The organism is Enterobacter cloacae complex sp. SHL001 (assembly GCF_049236825.1).
Classification (GTDB): domain Bacteria; phylum Pseudomonadota; class Gammaproteobacteria; order Enterobacterales; family Enterobacteriaceae; genus Enterobacter; species Enterobacter hormaechei_C.
In genome coordinates this window covers 242,848-259,348 of sequence record NZ_JBMKIP010000001.1, presented here as the reverse complement: position 1 = coordinate 259,348, position 16,501 = coordinate 242,848, and the positions used below count along the sequence as shown (strand labels likewise).

Sequence of the window (16,501 nt, the reverse complement as noted above, 5' to 3'; positions counted from 1 at the left end):
CCTGCACAACCTGAAAAAGGCGAGGATATCTGTCCTCGCCTTTTTTATTTTCCTGCGAATATGCTCACCATCACAAATAAAGCAAAAAACCAAATATCATAATTTATCTGTTAATTTAGACAATTGTTAGCGGGCAGGGCGTTGCTAATACTTGAGCCTTACCGCGTACATCCGTCGGGATGATGCGCGACTGGTTGAAATACGTTTTAACCTGATAAAAAGGCAAATAACAATGACAATCTCCTCTGTATTACGTACCAAAGATAAAATAGGTTATGGCCTCGGCGATATGGCCAGCGCGCTGGTCTGGCAAACGGCAACGTTATTTCTCGCTTATTTCTATACGGACGTATTCGGTTTGCCTGCGGCCATTATGGGCACCATGTTTTTAGTGGTGCGCGTGGTCGATGCGTTTGTCGACCCGTGCATTGGCGCGCTGGTGGACCGCACTCAGACCCGCCACGGTCGTTTTCGTCCCTGGCTGCTCTGGTTTGCCATTCCGTTTGGCGTGAGCTGCCTGATTACCTTCTACGTACCCGATGCCGGGGCGACGGCAAAAATTGTCTATGCCTGCGTAACCTATGCCATCCTGAGTCTGATCTATTCCGCGATTAACGTCCCTTACTGTGCCATGCCTGGCGCGCTGACGCTCGACCCGCGCGAACGCCACTCGCTGCAATCCTGGCGCTTTGGCCTGTCGTTTATCGGCGGGTTGATTGTAACCGTCATCGCGCTGCCGCTGGTCTCATTATTAGGACAGGGGAATGTGCAAAAAGGCTATTTCTATGCCATGAGCCTGATGGGGCTGCTGGGTATTGTTTTATTCTTCTGCTGCTTCTTTATGACCCGGGAGCGTTACTCGCCGCGCAATGACACCTCCGGCTCGATGCTGACGGATTTAAAACTGCTGGCCGCCAATAGCCAGTGGCGAATTGTTTTTCTGTTTAATATTTTACTGTTAACCGCCGTCGTGACGCGTGGCTCTGCGACCATGTATTACGTTAACTATGTTCTGTTACGTCCGGAACTGGTTTTTGCCTTTATTGTTTCCGGCATGGTGGCCTCCTTAAGTGGCGCATTATTATCTGAACGTCTGCTGGGGAAATTTGACCGGGTGCGTGCCTATCAGTGGACCATTATTTCTTTCGTTATTTTTGGCGCGCTGATTTTCTTCATTCCGCCTTCGCAGGTGTGGCTGATATTCGGTCTGAATATTGTGTTTAGTTTTATTCAGAACCTGACCACGCCGCTGCAATGGACCATGTTCTCCGATGTGGTGGACTACGAAGAACACCGTAGCGGCCGCCGCCTTGACGGGCTGGTTTTTTCTACCGCCCTGTTTGCCATCAAGTTTGGGCTGGCGCTGGGCGGGGCGGTGGTCGGTTGGGTGCTTGGCATGGTGGATTACGCGCCGGGTCAGGCAAACCAGGCGCCTCACGTTCTCGCAACCATCAATGCCCTGTTCACCCTGATCCCCTGCGCGCTGTTCCTCTGCATGGTGGCGCTCCTTGCTATCTACAAACTTAACAGCCGGCTGGTGGACAGCATCGCCCGCGAGCTGGCCAGCAAACGCGATAGTCGAAACGATACGGGGCAGCTCAGCCCGGCAACCCAATCCGCACTACAGGAGTAAACCATGACTGCGATCTACAAGGACGCGGGACGTTCCGTACACGAGCGTGTCGCTGATTTACTGGCGCGTATGACGCCGCAAGAGAAATTTGCCCAGATGCACGCGTACTGGCTGATCCTCGATGAACACGGCAACCACCGCGAGCGCAGCGATCTGAGCGATGAATTCGCCGGCGTGAGTGAACAGGCGTCCCTCAGCGAAAGGCTGAAGCTGGGCGTCGGGCAGATCACCCGCCCGCTCGGCACGCACATTGTTGATGCAAAAACCGGCGTGCGTGCCGCCAACCGCCTGCAACGCATGATGATGGAGGAGACCCGGCTCGGCATTCCGGCGCTGTTTCATGAGGAGTGTCTGGTGGGGCTGCTGTGCAAAGATGCAACGCTGTTCCCGTCGTCGCTGAACTACGGTTCTACCTGGGACCCGGCGCTGGTGCAGCGCGCGGCGGAGCAGATTGGCAAAGAGGCCCGGTCTGTCGGGTGCCAGCACGGGCTGGCCCCGGTGCTGGATGTCTCGCGCGATGTGCGCTGGGGACGGACGGAAGAGACCTTTGGGGAAGATCCGTGGCTGGTAGGGGTGATGGCGACGGCGTACGTGAAGGGGTTGCAGGGCGATAAGCGCGATCTGCTGGCGACCCTGAAACATTACGTCGGCCACTCCTTCAGCGAAGGGGCGCGCAATCATGCGCCGGTCCATCTCGGTTTCAGCGAGCTTAACGATACCTTCCTGCTGCCGTTTGAGATGGCGGTAAAGCTGGCCAACGCCGGTTCGGTGATGCCAGCCTATCACGACATTGATAATCAGCCAGGGCACAGCGACCATTTTCTGCTCACCACCGTGCTGCGTGAACAGTGGGGCTTCGACGGCATTATCGTGGCGGATTACGGCGGCGTCAGCCTGCTGCACCAGCACCACGGGATTTCTCACGATCCAGCACAATCGGCGGCGCTGGCGTTTAACGCCGGGCTGGACGTGGAACTGCCGAAGGATGACTGCGCGCGTCATCTGGCTGAAGCAGTAGAGCGTGGGCTCATCTCAATGGCGAAAGTGGATGAGATTGTGGCGCGCGTGCTAAGTGAAAAATTCCGTCTCGGGCTGTTTGAAAAACCGTACGCCGACGAAGACGGTATCGATTTGCAGAATGAGGCGACCCGGCAGGTGGCGCGCGAGGTGGCAACAAAATCGATCACGCTGCTGGAAAATAACGGCATTTTGCCCCTCGGCGGAAAACCCCGTGTAGCGGTAGTGGGGCCGACGGCGGACGATCCACTGGCGTTACTGAGCGGCTACAGCTTCCCGGTTCACCTGATTATCAGCGATATGGTTGAAGAGACTTCGCAGGTGACCACCCCGCGCGCGGCGCTGGAACAGTACCTTGGCGCATCACAGATACGTTACGCCAAAGGGTGTCACATTATCGAAAAACGGATGGCGGGCGCACCGGTGTTCCCGGGCGACAGCGGCGGTAAGCCGATGCAGCAATCGCCGGTTTCACAACGCACGGATTTGATCCCCGACGCCGTGAGCGCGGCAAAAGAGAGTGACGTGGTGGTGGCCTGCGTGGGCGACCTCGCCGGGCTATTCCAGAGCGGCACCGTGGGGGAAGGTTCGGATACCGATTCGCTGGATCTGCCGGGCGTGCAGCAACAACTGCTGGAGGCGCTGGTGGCAACCGGTAAGCCAGTGATTGTCGTCATGACGGGTGGGCGTCCTTATAACCTTCAGGGGCTGGAAGAGAAGGTGGCCGCGCTGATGATGGCCTGGGCGCCGGGGCAGGAAGGGGGCTGGGCGATTGCCGATGTCTTAACCGGCCGCGAGGAGCCGCAGGGCAGGCTGGTAGTGAGCGTGCCGAAAAACGCCGGGGCGATGCCGTACTACTATAACCACAAGCTGAAAAGCGGCGGCACGCCGTTTGCGTTCCATTTCGGCGCACTTTACCCGTTCGGTTACGGTCTCGGCTGGACGCAGTTTCGCTGGGGCGCGGCCCGCCTGACGGAAAGCCGCGTCCCGATCGACGGAGAGGTGGCGTTAAGCGTCGATATCACCAACACCGGCGAGCGCAGCGGCAGCGAAGTGGTACAGGTGTACGTACGCGATAAGGTCGCCACGCAGGTGCGTCCGCTTCAGGAGCTGAAAGCGTTCCAGCGCGTTACGCTTTCACCGGGAGAAACCGCCACGCTGACCTTTACCCTGCCGGTGGAGATGTTTAATTTCACCCGCCGGGACGGAAAGCGGATTGTCGAGCCAGGGGAATTTGAGCTACAGGTTGGCGCGTCCTCGGCGGATATACGCGAGGTGGTGAACGTGCTGGTAACCGGGGAGACGCGGGAGCTGGCGGGGGAATGGCGCATGCTCAGCCGCTGTGACATTACACGGGCGTAAAAAGGATAAAAAAAAGCCCATCGTGGGAGATGGGCAAAGACTACACACAGCAATTCGTTGTTTCACTCAGGGGATTTCCATGCTTATAAATCAAGGTGTTGATTTATAACCGTGTCTTAATAGTAGGCATGCCAGGATTTTGAGTCGATCGGATTCGTCTCAATAGTTAAAGGCAGGTAAAGATTTCTTGAAGAGAATGACGGTTTTAGGCAGAAAAAGGCGGGTCTGACCAGTGTGCAGAGAATAAATAGTTTAGCAACGTTTAAGTATTGCTGTGGAGAGTGTAGCCGGGTAAGCGTTAGCGCCACCCGGCCTACGTTCTTACTGCGCGTTCTTATCTTCCAGTTCTTCAAGTTCGCTTAAGATGACGTCAGGGTCGGTTCCCGGCGGCGGCACTTCATGCACCCAGGCGGAGAAGAGACGCCAGGTTACCGCAAGCAGCACCGGACCGATGAACAGGCCAATCATGCCGAAGGCAATTAACCCCCCGATCACCCCGGACAGGATCAGAATCAGCGGCAGGTCAGCGCCCATGCGGATGAGGAGGGGACGGATCACGTTATCCATGGTGCCCACCACGCAACTCCAGACCAGTAGCACCGTGCCCCAGGTCGTGTCCCCCGTCCAGTAAAGCCAGATAATGCAGGGAACCAGCACCAGCAGCGGACCGAGCTGAGCCAGACAGGTCATCAGCATGACGACGGTGAAAATGGTGGCATAAGGTACGCCGGAAATTGCCAGCCCGATTCCGCCAAGTACAGCCTGCACCAGCGCTGTGACCACCACGCCGAGCGCTACCGCGCGGACGGCCTGGGCTGCCAGCAGCACGGCCGCATCGCCGCGTTTACCTGCCAGTCGGGTGGCGAAATGACGTACCCCCAGCGCAACCTGCTCGCCGCGCCAGTACAGCAGGGCGCTGAAGACCAGCATCAACGTACAGTGCATCATGAAGCGACCAATGTGCGCAGCCTGCCCCACAAACCAGGTGGTGGTTGTGCCGATGTACGGACGTACTTTGGCCATCAGCGCGCTACCGCCCATCTCCAGCAGGCTGTGCCAGCCGCTGTACAGTTTTGAGCCCACAACAGGAATGCTGTTCAGCCACGCGAGATCCGGCAGCGTCATATCACCGCTGGTGACCGCGCGAATAACCGGGCCGCTACTGTCAACCAGGCTGTTAACCAGCAGTGCAATGGGAATAATAAACAGCAGGAACAACAGCAGCGTCATCACCAGCACGGCCAGGCCGCGGCGACCAAACAGCAGTTTCTGCAAGCGTAAGAGTAAAGGCCAGGTCGCGACGACGACGGTCGCGGCCCAGGCAAATCCGAGCACGAAAGGACGAACAATCCACAGACACGCAATAATCATAATGGCTAAGAACAGCACCGACAGCAGTATCTGCGCGACATCCCTGGGCTGACGAAGATTGACCATAAACGAAACTTTCCTTAAATGAACACCAGCAAGGCTGATGGGAATATAAACCGCATCTCTCTAATCATTAGTGATTTCAGCGATTTTTGACAGGCGGATTTTGCCCGTAATTCTACGAAGCACATAAGAAAAAAATGTGATAAAACTTTCCAGACACAACGCAAACGATTTCACACTATTCTCATTAGGGTCGACAGCAATGATCCCACAGATTTCTCAGGCACCGGGCGTCGTTCAGCTGGTGCTTAATTTTTTGCAGGCACTGGAGCAACAGGGTTTTACAGGTGACACCGCCACCGATTATGCCGACAGGCTGACGATGGCGACCGATAACAGTATTTACCAGCTTCTTCCCGATGCCGTCGTTTTCCCGCGCTCTACCGCCGATGTGGCGCTCATCGCCCGTCTGGCGTCGCAGGAGCGTTTCAGCACCCTTGTCTTTACCCCACGCGGCGGCGGGACGGGTACCAACGGGCAGGCGCTGAACCAGGGCATCATCATTGATATGTCCCGCTATATGAACCGCATCATTGAGATCAACCCGGAAGAGGGGTGGGTGCGAGTGGAAGCGGGGGTGATCAAAGATCAGCTGAATCAGTTTTTGAAACCTTACGGCTATTTTTTTGCGCCAGAGCTTTCCACCAGTAACCGCGCGACCATTGGCGGGATGATCAACACCGATGCCTCGGGGCAGGGCTCGCTGGTCTACGGCAAAACCTCCGATCACGTTATGGGTGTGCGGGCGGTGCTGCTGGGGGGCGATATCCTCGATACCCAACCGATGCCGATCGAGCTGGCCGAAACTCTGGCAAAAGAGAGCACCACCAGCGGACGGATTTATCGTACCGTGCTGGAGCGCTGCCGCGAAAATCGCGAACTGATCCTCAACAAATTCCCGAAGCTCAACCGCTTCCTGACGGGCTACGATCTGCGCCATGTCTTTAATGACGATCTGAGCCAGTTCGATCTTACCCGCGTACTGACCGGGTCAGAAGGGACGCTGGCCTTCATCACCGAGGCGCGTCTGGATATCACCCGGTTGCCAAAGGTGCGCCGTCTGGTGAACGTCAAATACAACTCCTTTGACTCCGCGCTGCGTAATGCACCGTTTATGGTGGAGGCGCGGGCGCTGTCGGTGGAAACCGTCGATTCAAAAGTTCTGAACCTGGCCCGGGAAGATATCGTCTGGCATTCGGTGAGCGAACTGATTACTGACGTGCCGGATAAAGAGATGCTCGGCCTGAACATCGTCGAGTTCGCCGGGGATGACGCAGAGCTGATTGAGAGCCAGGTGAGCACGCTCTGCCAGCGTCTGGACGAGCTGATTGCCCAGGGGGAAGGCGGCGTCATTGGCTGGCAGCTGTGTAACGATCTCTCCGGCATCGAGCGAATCTACGCGATGCGTAAAAAAGCGGTGGGGCTGCTCGGCAACGCGAAAGGGGCGGCGAAGCCGATTCCGTTTGCGGAAGATACCTGCGTGCCGCCGGAACACCTTGCTGATTATATTGTGGAGTTTCGCGCGCTGCTCGACAGCCATGGTCTGAGCTATGGCATGTTCGGGCACGTGGACGCGGGTGTGCTGCACGTGCGCCCGGCGCTGGACATGTGCGACCCGCAGCAGGAGATCCTGATGAAGGAGATCTCCGACGAGGTCGTGGCCCTCACGGCCAAATACGGCGGCTTGTTATGGGGCGAGCACGGCAAAGGATTCCGCGCCGAGTACAGCCCGGCGTTTTTTGGCGAACAACTTTACGCCGAGCTGCGTAAGGTGAAAGCCGCTTTTGATCCCGATAACCGCCTCAACCCGGGAAAAATCTGCCCGCCGGAGGGCGTTGATGCGCCGATGTTGCAGGTGGACGCCGTCAAGCGCGGCACCTATGACCGACAAATTCCGATTGCGGTACGCGCTTCCTGGCGCGGCGCGATGGAGTGCAACGGCAACGGGCTGTGCTTCAACTTCGATGTGAAAAGCCCGATGTGTCCGTCGATGAAAATCACCAGCAACCGCATTCATTCCCCGAAAGGGCGTGCCACGCTGGTGCGCGAATGGCTGCGCCTGCTGGCCGACCGCGGCGTTGACCCGCTCAAGCTGGAACAGGAGCTGCCGGAAAAACGCGCCAGCCTGCGCGGGCTTATCGAACGCACCCGCAACAGCTGGCATGCGAACAAAGGTGAATACGATTTCTCGCATGAGGTGAAAGAGGCGATGTCCGGCTGCCTGGCGTGCAAGGCGTGTTCAACCCAGTGCCCGATTAAAATTGACGTACCGGAATTCCGTTCCCGCTTCCTCCAGCTGTACCACACGCGTTATCTGCGCCCGATGCGCGATCATCTGGTTGCGACGGTGGAGAGTTACGCGCCGCTGATGGCCCGTGCGCCAAAAACCTTTAACTTCTTTATCAACCAGCCGCTGGTGCGCAAACTGTCAGAAAAACATATCGGCATGGTGGATCTGCCGCTGCTGTCGGTGCCATCGCTCCAGCGTCGGCTGGTGGGGCACCGCTCGGCGAACATGACCCTGGAACAACTGGAAGCATTAAGCCCTGAGCAGAAAGCGAAGGTGGTGCTGGTAGTGCAGGATCCGTTTACCAGCTATTACGATGCGCAGGTGGTGGCCGATTTTGTCCGACTGGCCGAGAAAATCGGCTACCAGCCGGTGGTGCTGCCGTTCTCCCCGAACGGCAAGGCGCAGCACATAAAAGGTTTCCTCACCCGCTTTGCGAAAACCGCGCAGAAAACTTCAGATTTCCTGAATCGCGTGGCGCAGCTCGGCATGCCGATGGTGGGCGTCGATCCTGCGCTGGTGCTCTGTTACCGGGATGAATATAAGCAGACGCTCGGCGATAAGCGCGGTGATTTTCAGGTCTTACTGGTGCACGAGTGGCTGCCTGCGGTGCTGACGCAAACGCCCACTCAGGAGGTGAGTGGAGAAGCTTGGTATCTGTTTGGGCACTGCACCGAAGTGACGGCGCTGCCGACGGCGCCTGCCCAGTGGGCTTCTATCTTTGCCCGGTTTGGCGCGAAGCTGGAAAGCGTTAACGTGGGCTGCTGCGGTATGGCCGGAACCTACGGCCATGAAGTCAAAAACCACGCTAATTCGCTCGGCATTTACGAGCTGTCGTGGCATCAGGCGATGCAGCGCCTGCCACGCAACCGCTGTCTGGCGACGGGCTACTCCTGCCGCAGCCAGGTGAAACGGGTGGAAGGTAACGGCGTCCGCCATCCATTGCAGGCTTTACTGGAGATTATCGGATGATCTGGAAACGTGCGGTCACGCTGGAGGCCTTAAATGCCATGGGCGCGGAGAACATGGTCGGTTTGCTGGATATCCAGTTCACGCGCATTGGCGACAACGAACTGGAAGCGACGATGCCGGTAGACAGCCGTACTCATCAACCGTTTGGCCTGTTGCACGGCGGCGCGTCCGTCGTGCTGGCCGAAACGCTGGGGTCGGTGGCGGGCTACCTGTGTACGGAAGGAGAGCAGAAGGTGGTGGGTCTGGAGGTCAATGCCAACCACATCCGCTCCGTTCGCAGCGGGCGCGTGCGCGGCGTCTGCCGGGCGCTGCATGCCGGAAGCCGTCATCAGGTGTGGCAGATTGATATTCTGGACGAGCAGGATCGCCTGTGTTGTTCATCCAGGCTGACGACGGCCGTTGTGTAAAGTTTCCGGATGTCTTGTTTTTGGTCAAAAATTAGCCGCCTGATTGTGATATACTGGTCACGTTTTGAACATAAACGAGGACATCATGGATACTGAAATAACCCCAACACAGCTGGCAATTGAATATTTACGTCGCGATAAAAGCAATCTGTCTCCCGCCCAGTACCTGAAAAAGCTGAAACAGCTTGAGCTGGAATTTACGGATTTGCTGGCGCTCTCTTCAAACGAACTGAAAGAAGAGATCTACTTTGCCTGGCGGTTGGGCGTTCACGTCCATTAAGCAGTGAAGAAAAGGCCGCAAGCGCGGCCTTTTTTGTGTCTGACATTCAGTATCTGGCAGGCAGTTTGTTAATTTTAATCAGCCGGCCTTCTTCCATTTCGATGAACCCACCCGTTTTCAGATCAGCCAGGATCCGCATTACGCCACTGCGGGAAAGATGGGTTTTATCCCTGATATACCTTTCCGCCGTCACGCTGCGTCGGTAGCTGTCATCTTCCTGCATCAGCAGCACGAGCTGCTGGCGAATCATCTCGTACGCGGTTGGCGCGCCTTTCGGCATGACGTTGTGATAGAGGCGGTTATAGACAAACATCAGATGATTAGAAAGCAGCCCCCACAGCGCCTTCTCTTTGATAATTTCAGCCACCCGATCGGTCGTGAGCACACCAATCAGGCAAGGCGTTACCGTTCGGAGGTAGTCATTAAAATAAATGTCCGTCAGGTTAGCGAGGCCAAACAGGGCGGGACTGCGCGCCGTTGAAAGCATCATGTCGTCGCTTCTTCTGTATATGGCGACCGTGCCATCAAGAATTAAATAACACATGCTCTGCCCGTCAACCTGGAGATCTAGTTGCTCGCCGGGATCGGTTTTATGCGTGGCGCAGTGCGGCTGTAAATGAGAAATCAGTTCCTGAGCATAGGGAGAGCCGCGATGCGATGGTTTGTCAGAAGACATAGCGTTAACCTGGAAAGAGACTGTACTCTCTATAGTGTCGCTCTTCTTTTCCACCTTCTCCAGAGATAAATACAGCCTCAGTACTTACGGGGTAAGTGATGGATCTCAACTAGTACGCCACGCTCCATGGTGATGTATTTCCCCGTCCGCAACTCCGCGAGGATCCGCATAATGCCGCTGCGTGAAAGATAGGTGCGGCTTTTGATATAGGCTGCGGCAGTAATGTTTTGTCTTATGGCTTCCGGCTCCTGCATTAACTCAACCAGTTGAAAGCGGATAATGTCATAAGCCGACATTTGCGATATCTGGGCACAATGTTCGTAGACGCGCGATGCGGTATAGATCAGCAGGTTTGAGAAGTGCTCCCATAAATTCTGTTGTGCGACAACATGATTGAAACACGCCAGCGAAACGCTGGCCACCTCTGAAGTTTCCAGCGCTCTGACGTACAGGTGTTCAGACGATAACTGGCTGCTCACGCCGAGTATAAATGGCGCGGATTCAGAATTTAAGACGATACCGTCCCCGCGACGGTGTAACGCCACGCTGCCATGCAACAGTAAAAAGCATTGACGGGTATCGCCGGAGCAATAATGGATAATTTCTCCTCTGGCAATAATGCTTCTCTCCGCATGCGGCAAAACATTATCGATTATTTTTTCAATGTGCTTAAAAGGCTTAGCGCCGAGCACTGTTGACTTATCAATATCTGACTCAGGCGCGAAACGGGTATTCATGTGAAACCTCACTGACTGATGCGATCATTTTTTGATCGGCATAAAGAATTATCTTAAAAACCAGCAGATCAGGGAATGTTTGCGGCGAGTCTAATTATAGACTCGCTTTTTTTTGAGTCTTAATTAATTGAAATTGAAACCTTTTTTATTCAGGTCTAAAAGTAGACTTTGGCCATTATTCTTAAGGTGTTTCCGAGTGAATATGTTTTGTAATTGTTAAAAGAGGGTCTACAGCTAGACCTCAAAATTGATTGTATGCGGAAAAAGAGTTGTATAAATTTTGACTCGTCGGAAGGTCTTTTGTTTCTGCAACTGAATGTCGGTAATAAATAAAGTAATACGGGATATAAAATTATGAATACAAAATTGATGATGGCAATGTTAGCGGCAGGTTCTGTACTCACCATGACCAATGCATTCGCAGCGGCCGGTACCGTTAATTTTAACGGGAATATTCTGGATTCTGCCTGCGACGTTGATGTGGCATCCCAGAATCAGGTGGTGGTATTAGGCGATTATTATAAAACGGAATTCCCGACAACCGGGGCGAGAACGGCTGCGACGCAGTTTAATATTATTTTGAAAAACTGTCCGGTAACGGTCACCAATGCAAAAGTCCGTTTTGACGGTACGCCGGATCTAACCAACGCCAGCCTGCTGGCGATTGATACGTCCGTGGCGGGGGCGGCCACCGGGGTGGCGATTAACCTGATGACGGCAGATAAAGCCGATCTGCCGCTGCACGGCAGCAACAGCTATACCTATGCACTCAGCAGTACGGCTGATAATACGCTGAACTTCTACGCGCAGTATATCGCCACCGCGGCATCCGTGACCGCGGGCCCGGCTAACTCGGTCGCAAACTTCTCTGTGGTATACAACTAAGTCATTGCAGTAATCAGCAGGGGCCCGCCCGGCCCCTTGTTTTATGAGGTATTAAAATGCGTTTTATCACGACAATGGGCCTGGCTATGGCGCTGTTACCGCTGACGTTAACATCCGTCAGTGCAGGAGTAATTATTGGCGGCACCCGTATTATTTTCGATGGGGCTAAAAAAGAGGCGTCAATAGGTATTACTAATCCTGATAACGTTCCTTATTTAATCCAGTCGTGGATAGATGTTCAGGATGAACAATCGGGTAAAGCGCCTTTTATTATTACGCCACCACTGTATCGGCTGGACGGCGGGCAAAAAAACCTTGAGCGTATTGTCATGACCGGCTCGCTGCCACAGAGGCAGGAGAGTTTATTCTGGCTGAACATTAAAGCTATTCCGTCAGCCTCAAAGCAGATGAACTCGCTACAAATTGCCGTCAAAACGCGCATCAAATTAATTTATCGACCAGAGACTCTTCGTGCGTCTACCCCCGAGGAGCAAGCCAATAAATTAACCTGGAATCGTGCGGGGAATTCCCTTCAGGTTAATAACCCTACGCCGTACGTTATCAATTTCAATGAAATTACGTTGGGTAATAAGAAACTTGACAATGTCACGTACGTGATGCCTTCAGGCACAGCCCGTTTTCCGTTACCGAACGGAACCAGTGGCAATACGCTGACGTTTAAAGTCATTAACGATTATGGCAGCCCTGGCGAATTACACCGGGCCAGTTTGTGATCCTTACGCGTTAATCAGGTGTTCGTCATGACAACGGCATTGAATACAATGCAGCCTGCGCGCCTGGCAATATTTATTGCCCTCGCGCTTGCTGGTGTCTCTCCCACACTGTATGCCAGTGAGACGTTTAATACGGAACTGGTAGAGCTGGATAATCCCGGAATGGGGAAAGCGGATTTATCTGCCTTTGAATCCGGCTCGCAGGCGCCCGGGACATACCACGTTGATATTATTCTTGACGATCGGCTGCTGGAAACGCGGGATATTCGTTTTATGGCAGTGAAGGATGCTAACGGCAGTGAAACGTTGCAGCCGTGCCTGAGTATCGGGCAGTTAAAAGCGTGGGGCGTGAAAACGGCGCTTTTCCCGCAGCTCGCCGCCGGGGAAAGTGAATGCGCCGATCTCAGGGCGATTCCACAGGCCAGCGCAGATTTTCAGTTTGGCGCCCAGCGTCTGGCGATTAGCATTCCACAGGCGGCTATAGACCTGCCAGCAAGAGGTTACGTTCCGCCGGATATGTGGGATGAAGGCATTACCGCGGTCATGCTCAACTACAGCCTGAGCGGGGCAAACAGCCGGGCAAGAAGCGGGGCAGGCACCCGCAGCGACAGCCAGTATGCAAACCTGCGGCCGGGGATCAACGTCGGTCCCTGGCGGTTACGCAACTACACCACCTGGTCCCGCGATGCGTCCGGCCAGGATAAGTGGGACAACGTCTATACCTGGATGCAGCGCGCGATTATTCCCCTGCAAGCCCAGCTTACGCTCGGAGACAGTTCCGCGTCTGCCGATGTCTTTGACAGCATGCCGTTTCGCGGCGTCCAGCTGGCGTCCGACGACGATATGCTGCCGGATTCCCTGAAAGGCTATGCGCCGGTGGTGCGCGGTATTGCGCGGACTAACGCGCAGGTCGTGGTGCGTCAGAATGGCTATCAAATCTACCAAAGCTATGTGGCACCGGGCGCGTTTGAGATCGCGGACATGTATCCCACCGGCGGCTCGGGCGATCTTGATGTGACGATCGTCGAAGCTGATGGCAGTGAGCAACATTTCACCCTGCCATACGCTTCGCTGCCGGTCCTGCAACGGGAGGGGCGCCTGAAATATGCCCTTACCGCCGGGCAGTATCGCTCGTATAACCGTAGCGTGGAGAAAACCCCCTTCGGGCAATTGACCGGAATTTACGGCCTCCCTCACGGTATTACGCTATATGGCGGCGTCCAGGGGGCAGATAAGTACCAGTCGGCGGCTCTGGGGGTGGGCAAGAACATGGGCGATCTCGGGGCTGTATCCGCAGACGTCACTCAGGGCTGGTCAACGCCGGAGCATGCCGTGAAAACAAACGGTCAGTCGTGGCGGGCCCGATACAGCAAGAATTTTATTAATACCGGGACGAACTTTTCGATTGCCGGGTATCGCTACTCGACCCGCGGCTATTACGGGATGCAGGACGTCCTCGATTCGTACGGCGACAGCAGCGCGCTTCAGGACAGGCGACGTAACCGTGCCGAGCTGACGATGAGCCAGACGCTGGGGGACAACCTGGGCGCGCTTACCCTCAGTGCGGCGCGGGAAGATTACTGGAATGACGGTAAGTCGATGGCTTCGTGGAGCGTCGGCTATAGCAACTACTGGCACAACATCAGCTATGGCCTGACATGGACCTACAGCAAAAATGTCCGCTCAGCGTCAGAAACCCGCGACAGCCAAAAAAACGCTGACCACGACCAGCTTCTGGCGTTCAACATCAGCATTCCGCTGGATAAATTTTTGCCGCAGACATGGGCTAACTATGGCATGAACGCCAGCGGGAATAACGGGACGACGCATAACGTCGGCCTGAACGGGGTAGCGCTCGAGAACCGTGCCCTGAGCTGGAACGTACAGCAGGGATACGGCACAGAGGGCGTGGGCTATACCGGCAATGTTAACGCGGACTACAAAGGCGCCTATGGCGAAGTCACGGCAGGTTATGGTTATGACAAAAACAGTGAACGCATGAATTACGGGCTGCAAGGCGGCATTCTCGCCCATGCTGATGGCATCACGCTTTCCCAGCCGCTGGGGGAGACCAGCGGCTTAATCAAAGCCCCTGGCGCCCACGATGTGGATATCCGCAATCAGCCCGGTGTACGGACAGATTTTCGCGGATATACGGTCGTGAGCAACCTTTCTGTCTACCGGAAAAACGATCTCACCCTCGACCCGGAAACGATGCCGGACGATGTCGAGCTGGAGATCAACACCCGCACGGTGACGCCGACGCGGGGAGCGGTGGTGAGAGCCGATTATCTGCCGAAGTCAGGTCGCCGGGTGCTGATGACCTTGACCGACAACGACCGCGCCGTTCCGTTTGGGGCGGTGGTCACCCTTGTGGGTGATGACAGCGGCAGTTTTATTGTCGGCGATCGCGGTCAGGTCTATTTAACCGGGATGCGCGAGCAGGGAACGTTAGTCGCTACATGGGGAAGTCAATCCAGTCAGCAATGCCGCGCTGATTTCACGCTGCCGAATCACTCAACGTACGGTGGGATCGCTGATATGCGCGCCACCTGCCGTCAGGAACGCTAACATGAAATGTCTTAACGCGATGTTGCTGCTCTGTTTGCTCGCGGCGGCAAATATGGCTCGGGCCGGTACCTGCACCACCATCACCCCACAGCTTTCAACCCTGTCCGTGGGGACGATCAACGTGCAGCGCGATGCGCCTGTCGGCACGGTGGTATTTTCCGGCGCGGCGTCAGCCACAGGCTCCTATCTTACCGGGTGTACGAATCCGCTGATGCTGGGATTCAGCCTGCGCTACAACGGCGCCACGTTGAGCAGCTACGGCAACCATGTTTACAACACGAACGTCAGCGGGATAGGGATACGCTTTTCTTCCAACGGCTTTTTTGAAAACCCGAGCAATACATTTTCCTACAATGCGCAGACCTCCTATGTGGACTGGTACGGCGGGAGGATTGAGCTGGTGGTGACGGGCCCGGTCTCATCGGGGGTATTAACCCCCGGGACGATCGGCGTCGTGGCGCTTCAGGGAAGCGATGGCCTCTACCGTGACGGTCTGACCACGCAGCTCACCTCCGGCACCATCAATGCGCTGGCGTGCACGGTGAATACGGCCCAGCTGACGTTTCCGATAGGGGATATTCCCGCCTCGGCGTTCGGCTCCACGGTGGGCACCACGCCGATGGGGGCACAGAACACGCAAAACCTGGGCTTAACCTGCGCCGCCGGAACCAATATTACGGTCTCGCTCAGTGGAATACAGAATCCGGACAGCGCCAATACCAGCGTGATGGCCTTAACCGGGCAGGGAAATGCCGGCACTGCGAAAGGGGTGGGGGTGCAGCTTATCTATAACGGTGCACCGCTGGTGATGAACAGCCGACTATTCTTGCGGCAGTCTGCCGGGGGGCAAGAGACGTTGCCATTAACGGCCCGGTATTACCAGACGTTAACCCGCGTGGAGTCAGGTTCAGCGAATGCCTCCGCCACCCTTAATGTGACCTACCAGTAGCAGGTAAGAAGATGAAAATAAGATGCAGGACACTGCTTTTACTTGCCTTACTCAGCGGGAAGGTATGCTCCGCTGATAGCGTCAACATCGGTGTGACGGGAAATATCGTTGCGTCGCCGTGCATATTTAATGGCGGCAGTAACAGCCTCGATGTCAACCTGGGCAATATTCAGGCAACCAATATGGCGACGCCGGGCTCAACATCGGATCCGGTGCCTTTCAGTCTGCTGTTTACCCAGTGCCCAACGGGAACGCAGAGTGTGACCGTCGCTTTCACCGGCAGCCCCGATCCCGAGGCGGGAGCGGACTATTTCATGAACAGCGGTTCGGCCACGCACGTGGCGATAGCCATGCGCGATGCCCAAACCGGCGCGCTTAAAGGAACAGGCACCAGTATGACCCAGACCATTGCCGCGGACAGAACCGCGACATTGGCTATGCTGGCCTCGGTAAAATCCATGCCGGGAGGCGCCACGCCGGGAAGCATCAGCGCGGTTGTGGTAATGACGATGCAGTACAACTAAATGCCGGTGATAAGCCTTTTTTAAAGACGTTGG

Annotated in this window: 13 protein-coding genes and 1 other RNA gene; 10 read left to right on the top strand and 4 right to left on the bottom strand. The window is 55.7% G+C overall.

Features of this window, described 5'->3' with window-relative positions; genetic code table 11:
• Positions 1–232 precede the first annotated feature (232 nt).
• Complete coding sequence (locus tag ACOTYH_RS01350; protein ID WP_032648070.1) at positions 233–1,633, top strand: MFS transporter; 1,401 nt, start codon at positions 233–235, stop codon at positions 1,631–1,633.
• 3 nt (positions 1,634–1,636) lie between these two features.
• Positions 1,637–4,012 (top strand): glycoside hydrolase family 3 N-terminal domain-containing protein, encoded by a 2,376-nt coding sequence (locus ACOTYH_RS01345; protein WP_421637514.1) that lies wholly within the window; start codon positions 1,637–1,639, stop codon positions 4,010–4,012.
• A 5-nt stretch (positions 4,013–4,017) separates the two neighbouring features.
• On the opposite strand, the gene rprA is transcribed toward ACOTYH_RS01345, so the two are convergent.
• An RNA gene (rprA, locus tag ACOTYH_RS01340) (antisense sRNA RprA) lies at positions 4,018–4,125 on the bottom strand.
• A 208-nt stretch (positions 4,126–4,333) separates the two neighbouring features.
• Positions 4,334–5,449 (bottom strand): AI-2E family transporter YdiK, encoded by a 1,116-nt coding sequence (gene ydiK, locus ACOTYH_RS01335; protein ID WP_421637513.1) that lies wholly within the window; start codon positions 5,447–5,449, stop codon positions 4,334–4,336.
• Between the two features lie 199 nt (positions 5,450–5,648).
• Between ydiK and ydiJ the strand changes: the two genes are divergently transcribed.
• The 3 genes from ydiJ (at position 5,649) to ACOTYH_RS01320 (ending at position 9,392) form a co-directional block, all read left to right on the top strand.
• On the top strand, positions 5,649–8,705 hold the full coding sequence (gene ydiJ / locus ACOTYH_RS01330) for a D-2-hydroxyglutarate dehydrogenase YdiJ (protein WP_032670067.1): 3,057 nt from the start codon (positions 5,649–5,651) through the stop codon (positions 8,703–8,705).
• Entirely contained in the window at positions 8,702–9,112 is a 411-nt protein-coding gene (menI, locus tag ACOTYH_RS01325; RefSeq protein ID WP_015570720.1) for a 1,4-dihydroxy-2-naphthoyl-CoA hydrolase, read from the top strand. The genes ydiJ and menI overlap by 4 nt, the downstream gene beginning before the upstream one ends.
• A gap of 85 nt (positions 9,113–9,197) precedes the next feature.
• Positions 9,198–9,392, top strand: coding sequence for a YdiH family protein (locus ACOTYH_RS01320; protein WP_003857766.1), 195 nt, complete (start codon positions 9,198–9,200; stop codon positions 9,390–9,392).
• Between the two features lie 46 nt (positions 9,393–9,438).
• Here ACOTYH_RS01320 and ACOTYH_RS01315 read toward each other — a convergent pair whose 3' ends face one another.
• Together ACOTYH_RS01315 and ACOTYH_RS01310 are read right to left on the bottom strand one after the other, a co-directional pair.
• A complete protein-coding gene (locus tag ACOTYH_RS01315) occupies positions 9,439–10,068 on the bottom strand; it encodes a helix-turn-helix domain-containing protein (RefSeq protein WP_017693577.1) in 630 nt (209 codons plus the stop codon).
• 77 nt (positions 10,069–10,145) lie between these two features.
• Positions 10,146–10,805 carry a winged helix-turn-helix transcriptional regulator gene (locus ACOTYH_RS01310; RefSeq protein ID WP_015570718.1) on the bottom strand — a complete coding sequence of 220 codons (660 nt, stop codon included), beginning with the start codon at positions 10,803–10,805 and terminating at the stop codon, positions 10,146–10,148.
• Between the two features lie 354 nt (positions 10,806–11,159).
• Here ACOTYH_RS01310 and ACOTYH_RS01305 point away from each other — a divergent pair, with 354 nt between their 5' ends.
• Genes ACOTYH_RS01305 through ACOTYH_RS01285 form a run of 5 tightly spaced genes read left to right on the top strand, consistent with a single transcriptional unit; the run spans position 11,160 to position 16,468 of the window.
• Positions 11,160–11,690 (top strand): fimbrial protein, encoded by a 531-nt coding sequence (locus tag ACOTYH_RS01305; RefSeq protein WP_350364292.1) that lies wholly within the window; start codon positions 11,160–11,162, stop codon positions 11,688–11,690.
• Positions 11,691–11,746: 56 nt separating this feature from the next.
• On the top strand, positions 11,747–12,424 hold the full coding sequence (locus ACOTYH_RS01300) for a fimbrial biogenesis chaperone (RefSeq protein WP_033487131.1): 678 nt from the start codon (positions 11,747–11,749) through the stop codon (positions 12,422–12,424).
• A 27-nt stretch (positions 12,425–12,451) separates the two neighbouring features.
• On the top strand, positions 12,452–14,995 hold the full coding sequence (locus ACOTYH_RS01295; RefSeq protein WP_414105485.1) for a fimbria/pilus outer membrane usher protein: 2,544 nt from the start codon (positions 12,452–12,454) through the stop codon (positions 14,993–14,995).
• A gap of 1 nt (position 14,996) precedes the next feature.
• Positions 14,997–15,944, top strand: coding sequence for a fimbrial protein (locus tag ACOTYH_RS01290; RefSeq protein ID WP_032653314.1), 948 nt, complete (start codon positions 14,997–14,999; stop codon positions 15,942–15,944).
• Between the two features lie 11 nt (positions 15,945–15,955).
• Positions 15,956–16,468: a fimbrial protein gene (locus ACOTYH_RS01285; protein ID WP_026094315.1), complete on the top strand. Its 513-nt coding sequence runs from the start codon at positions 15,956–15,958 to the stop codon at positions 16,466–16,468.
• The last annotated feature ends 33 nt before the right edge of the window (positions 16,469–16,501 follow it).

Coding starts and splice junctions, on each gene's coding strand:
- ACOTYH_RS01350 (WP_032648070.1), top strand. CDS start 233: ATGACAATCTCCTCTGTATTACGTACCAAAGATAAAATAGGTTATGGC.
- ACOTYH_RS01345 (WP_421637514.1), top strand. CDS start 1,637: ATGACTGCGATCTACAAGGACGCGGGACGTTCCGTACACGAGCGTGTC.
- ydiK (WP_421637513.1), bottom strand. CDS start 5,449: ATGGTCAATCTTCGTCAGCCCAGGGATGTCGCGCAGATACTGCTGTCG.
- ydiJ (WP_032670067.1), top strand. CDS start 5,649: ATGATCCCACAGATTTCTCAGGCACCGGGCGTCGTTCAGCTGGTGCTT.
- menI (WP_015570720.1), top strand. CDS start 8,702: ATGATCTGGAAACGTGCGGTCACGCTGGAGGCCTTAAATGCCATGGGC.
- ACOTYH_RS01320 (WP_003857766.1), top strand. CDS start 9,198: ATGGATACTGAAATAACCCCAACACAGCTGGCAATTGAATATTTACGT.
- ACOTYH_RS01315 (WP_017693577.1), bottom strand. CDS start 10,068: ATGTCTTCTGACAAACCATCGCATCGCGGCTCTCCCTATGCTCAGGAA.
- ACOTYH_RS01310 (WP_015570718.1), bottom strand. CDS start 10,805: ATGAATACCCGTTTCGCGCCTGAGTCAGATATTGATAAGTCAACAGTG.
- ACOTYH_RS01305 (WP_350364292.1), top strand. CDS start 11,160: ATGAATACAAAATTGATGATGGCAATGTTAGCGGCAGGTTCTGTACTC.
- ACOTYH_RS01300 (WP_033487131.1), top strand. CDS start 11,747: ATGCGTTTTATCACGACAATGGGCCTGGCTATGGCGCTGTTACCGCTG.
- ACOTYH_RS01295 (WP_414105485.1), top strand. CDS start 12,452: ATGACAACGGCATTGAATACAATGCAGCCTGCGCGCCTGGCAATATTT.
- ACOTYH_RS01290 (WP_032653314.1), top strand. CDS start 14,997: ATGAAATGTCTTAACGCGATGTTGCTGCTCTGTTTGCTCGCGGCGGCA.
- ACOTYH_RS01285 (WP_026094315.1), top strand. CDS start 15,956: ATGAAAATAAGATGCAGGACACTGCTTTTACTTGCCTTACTCAGCGGG.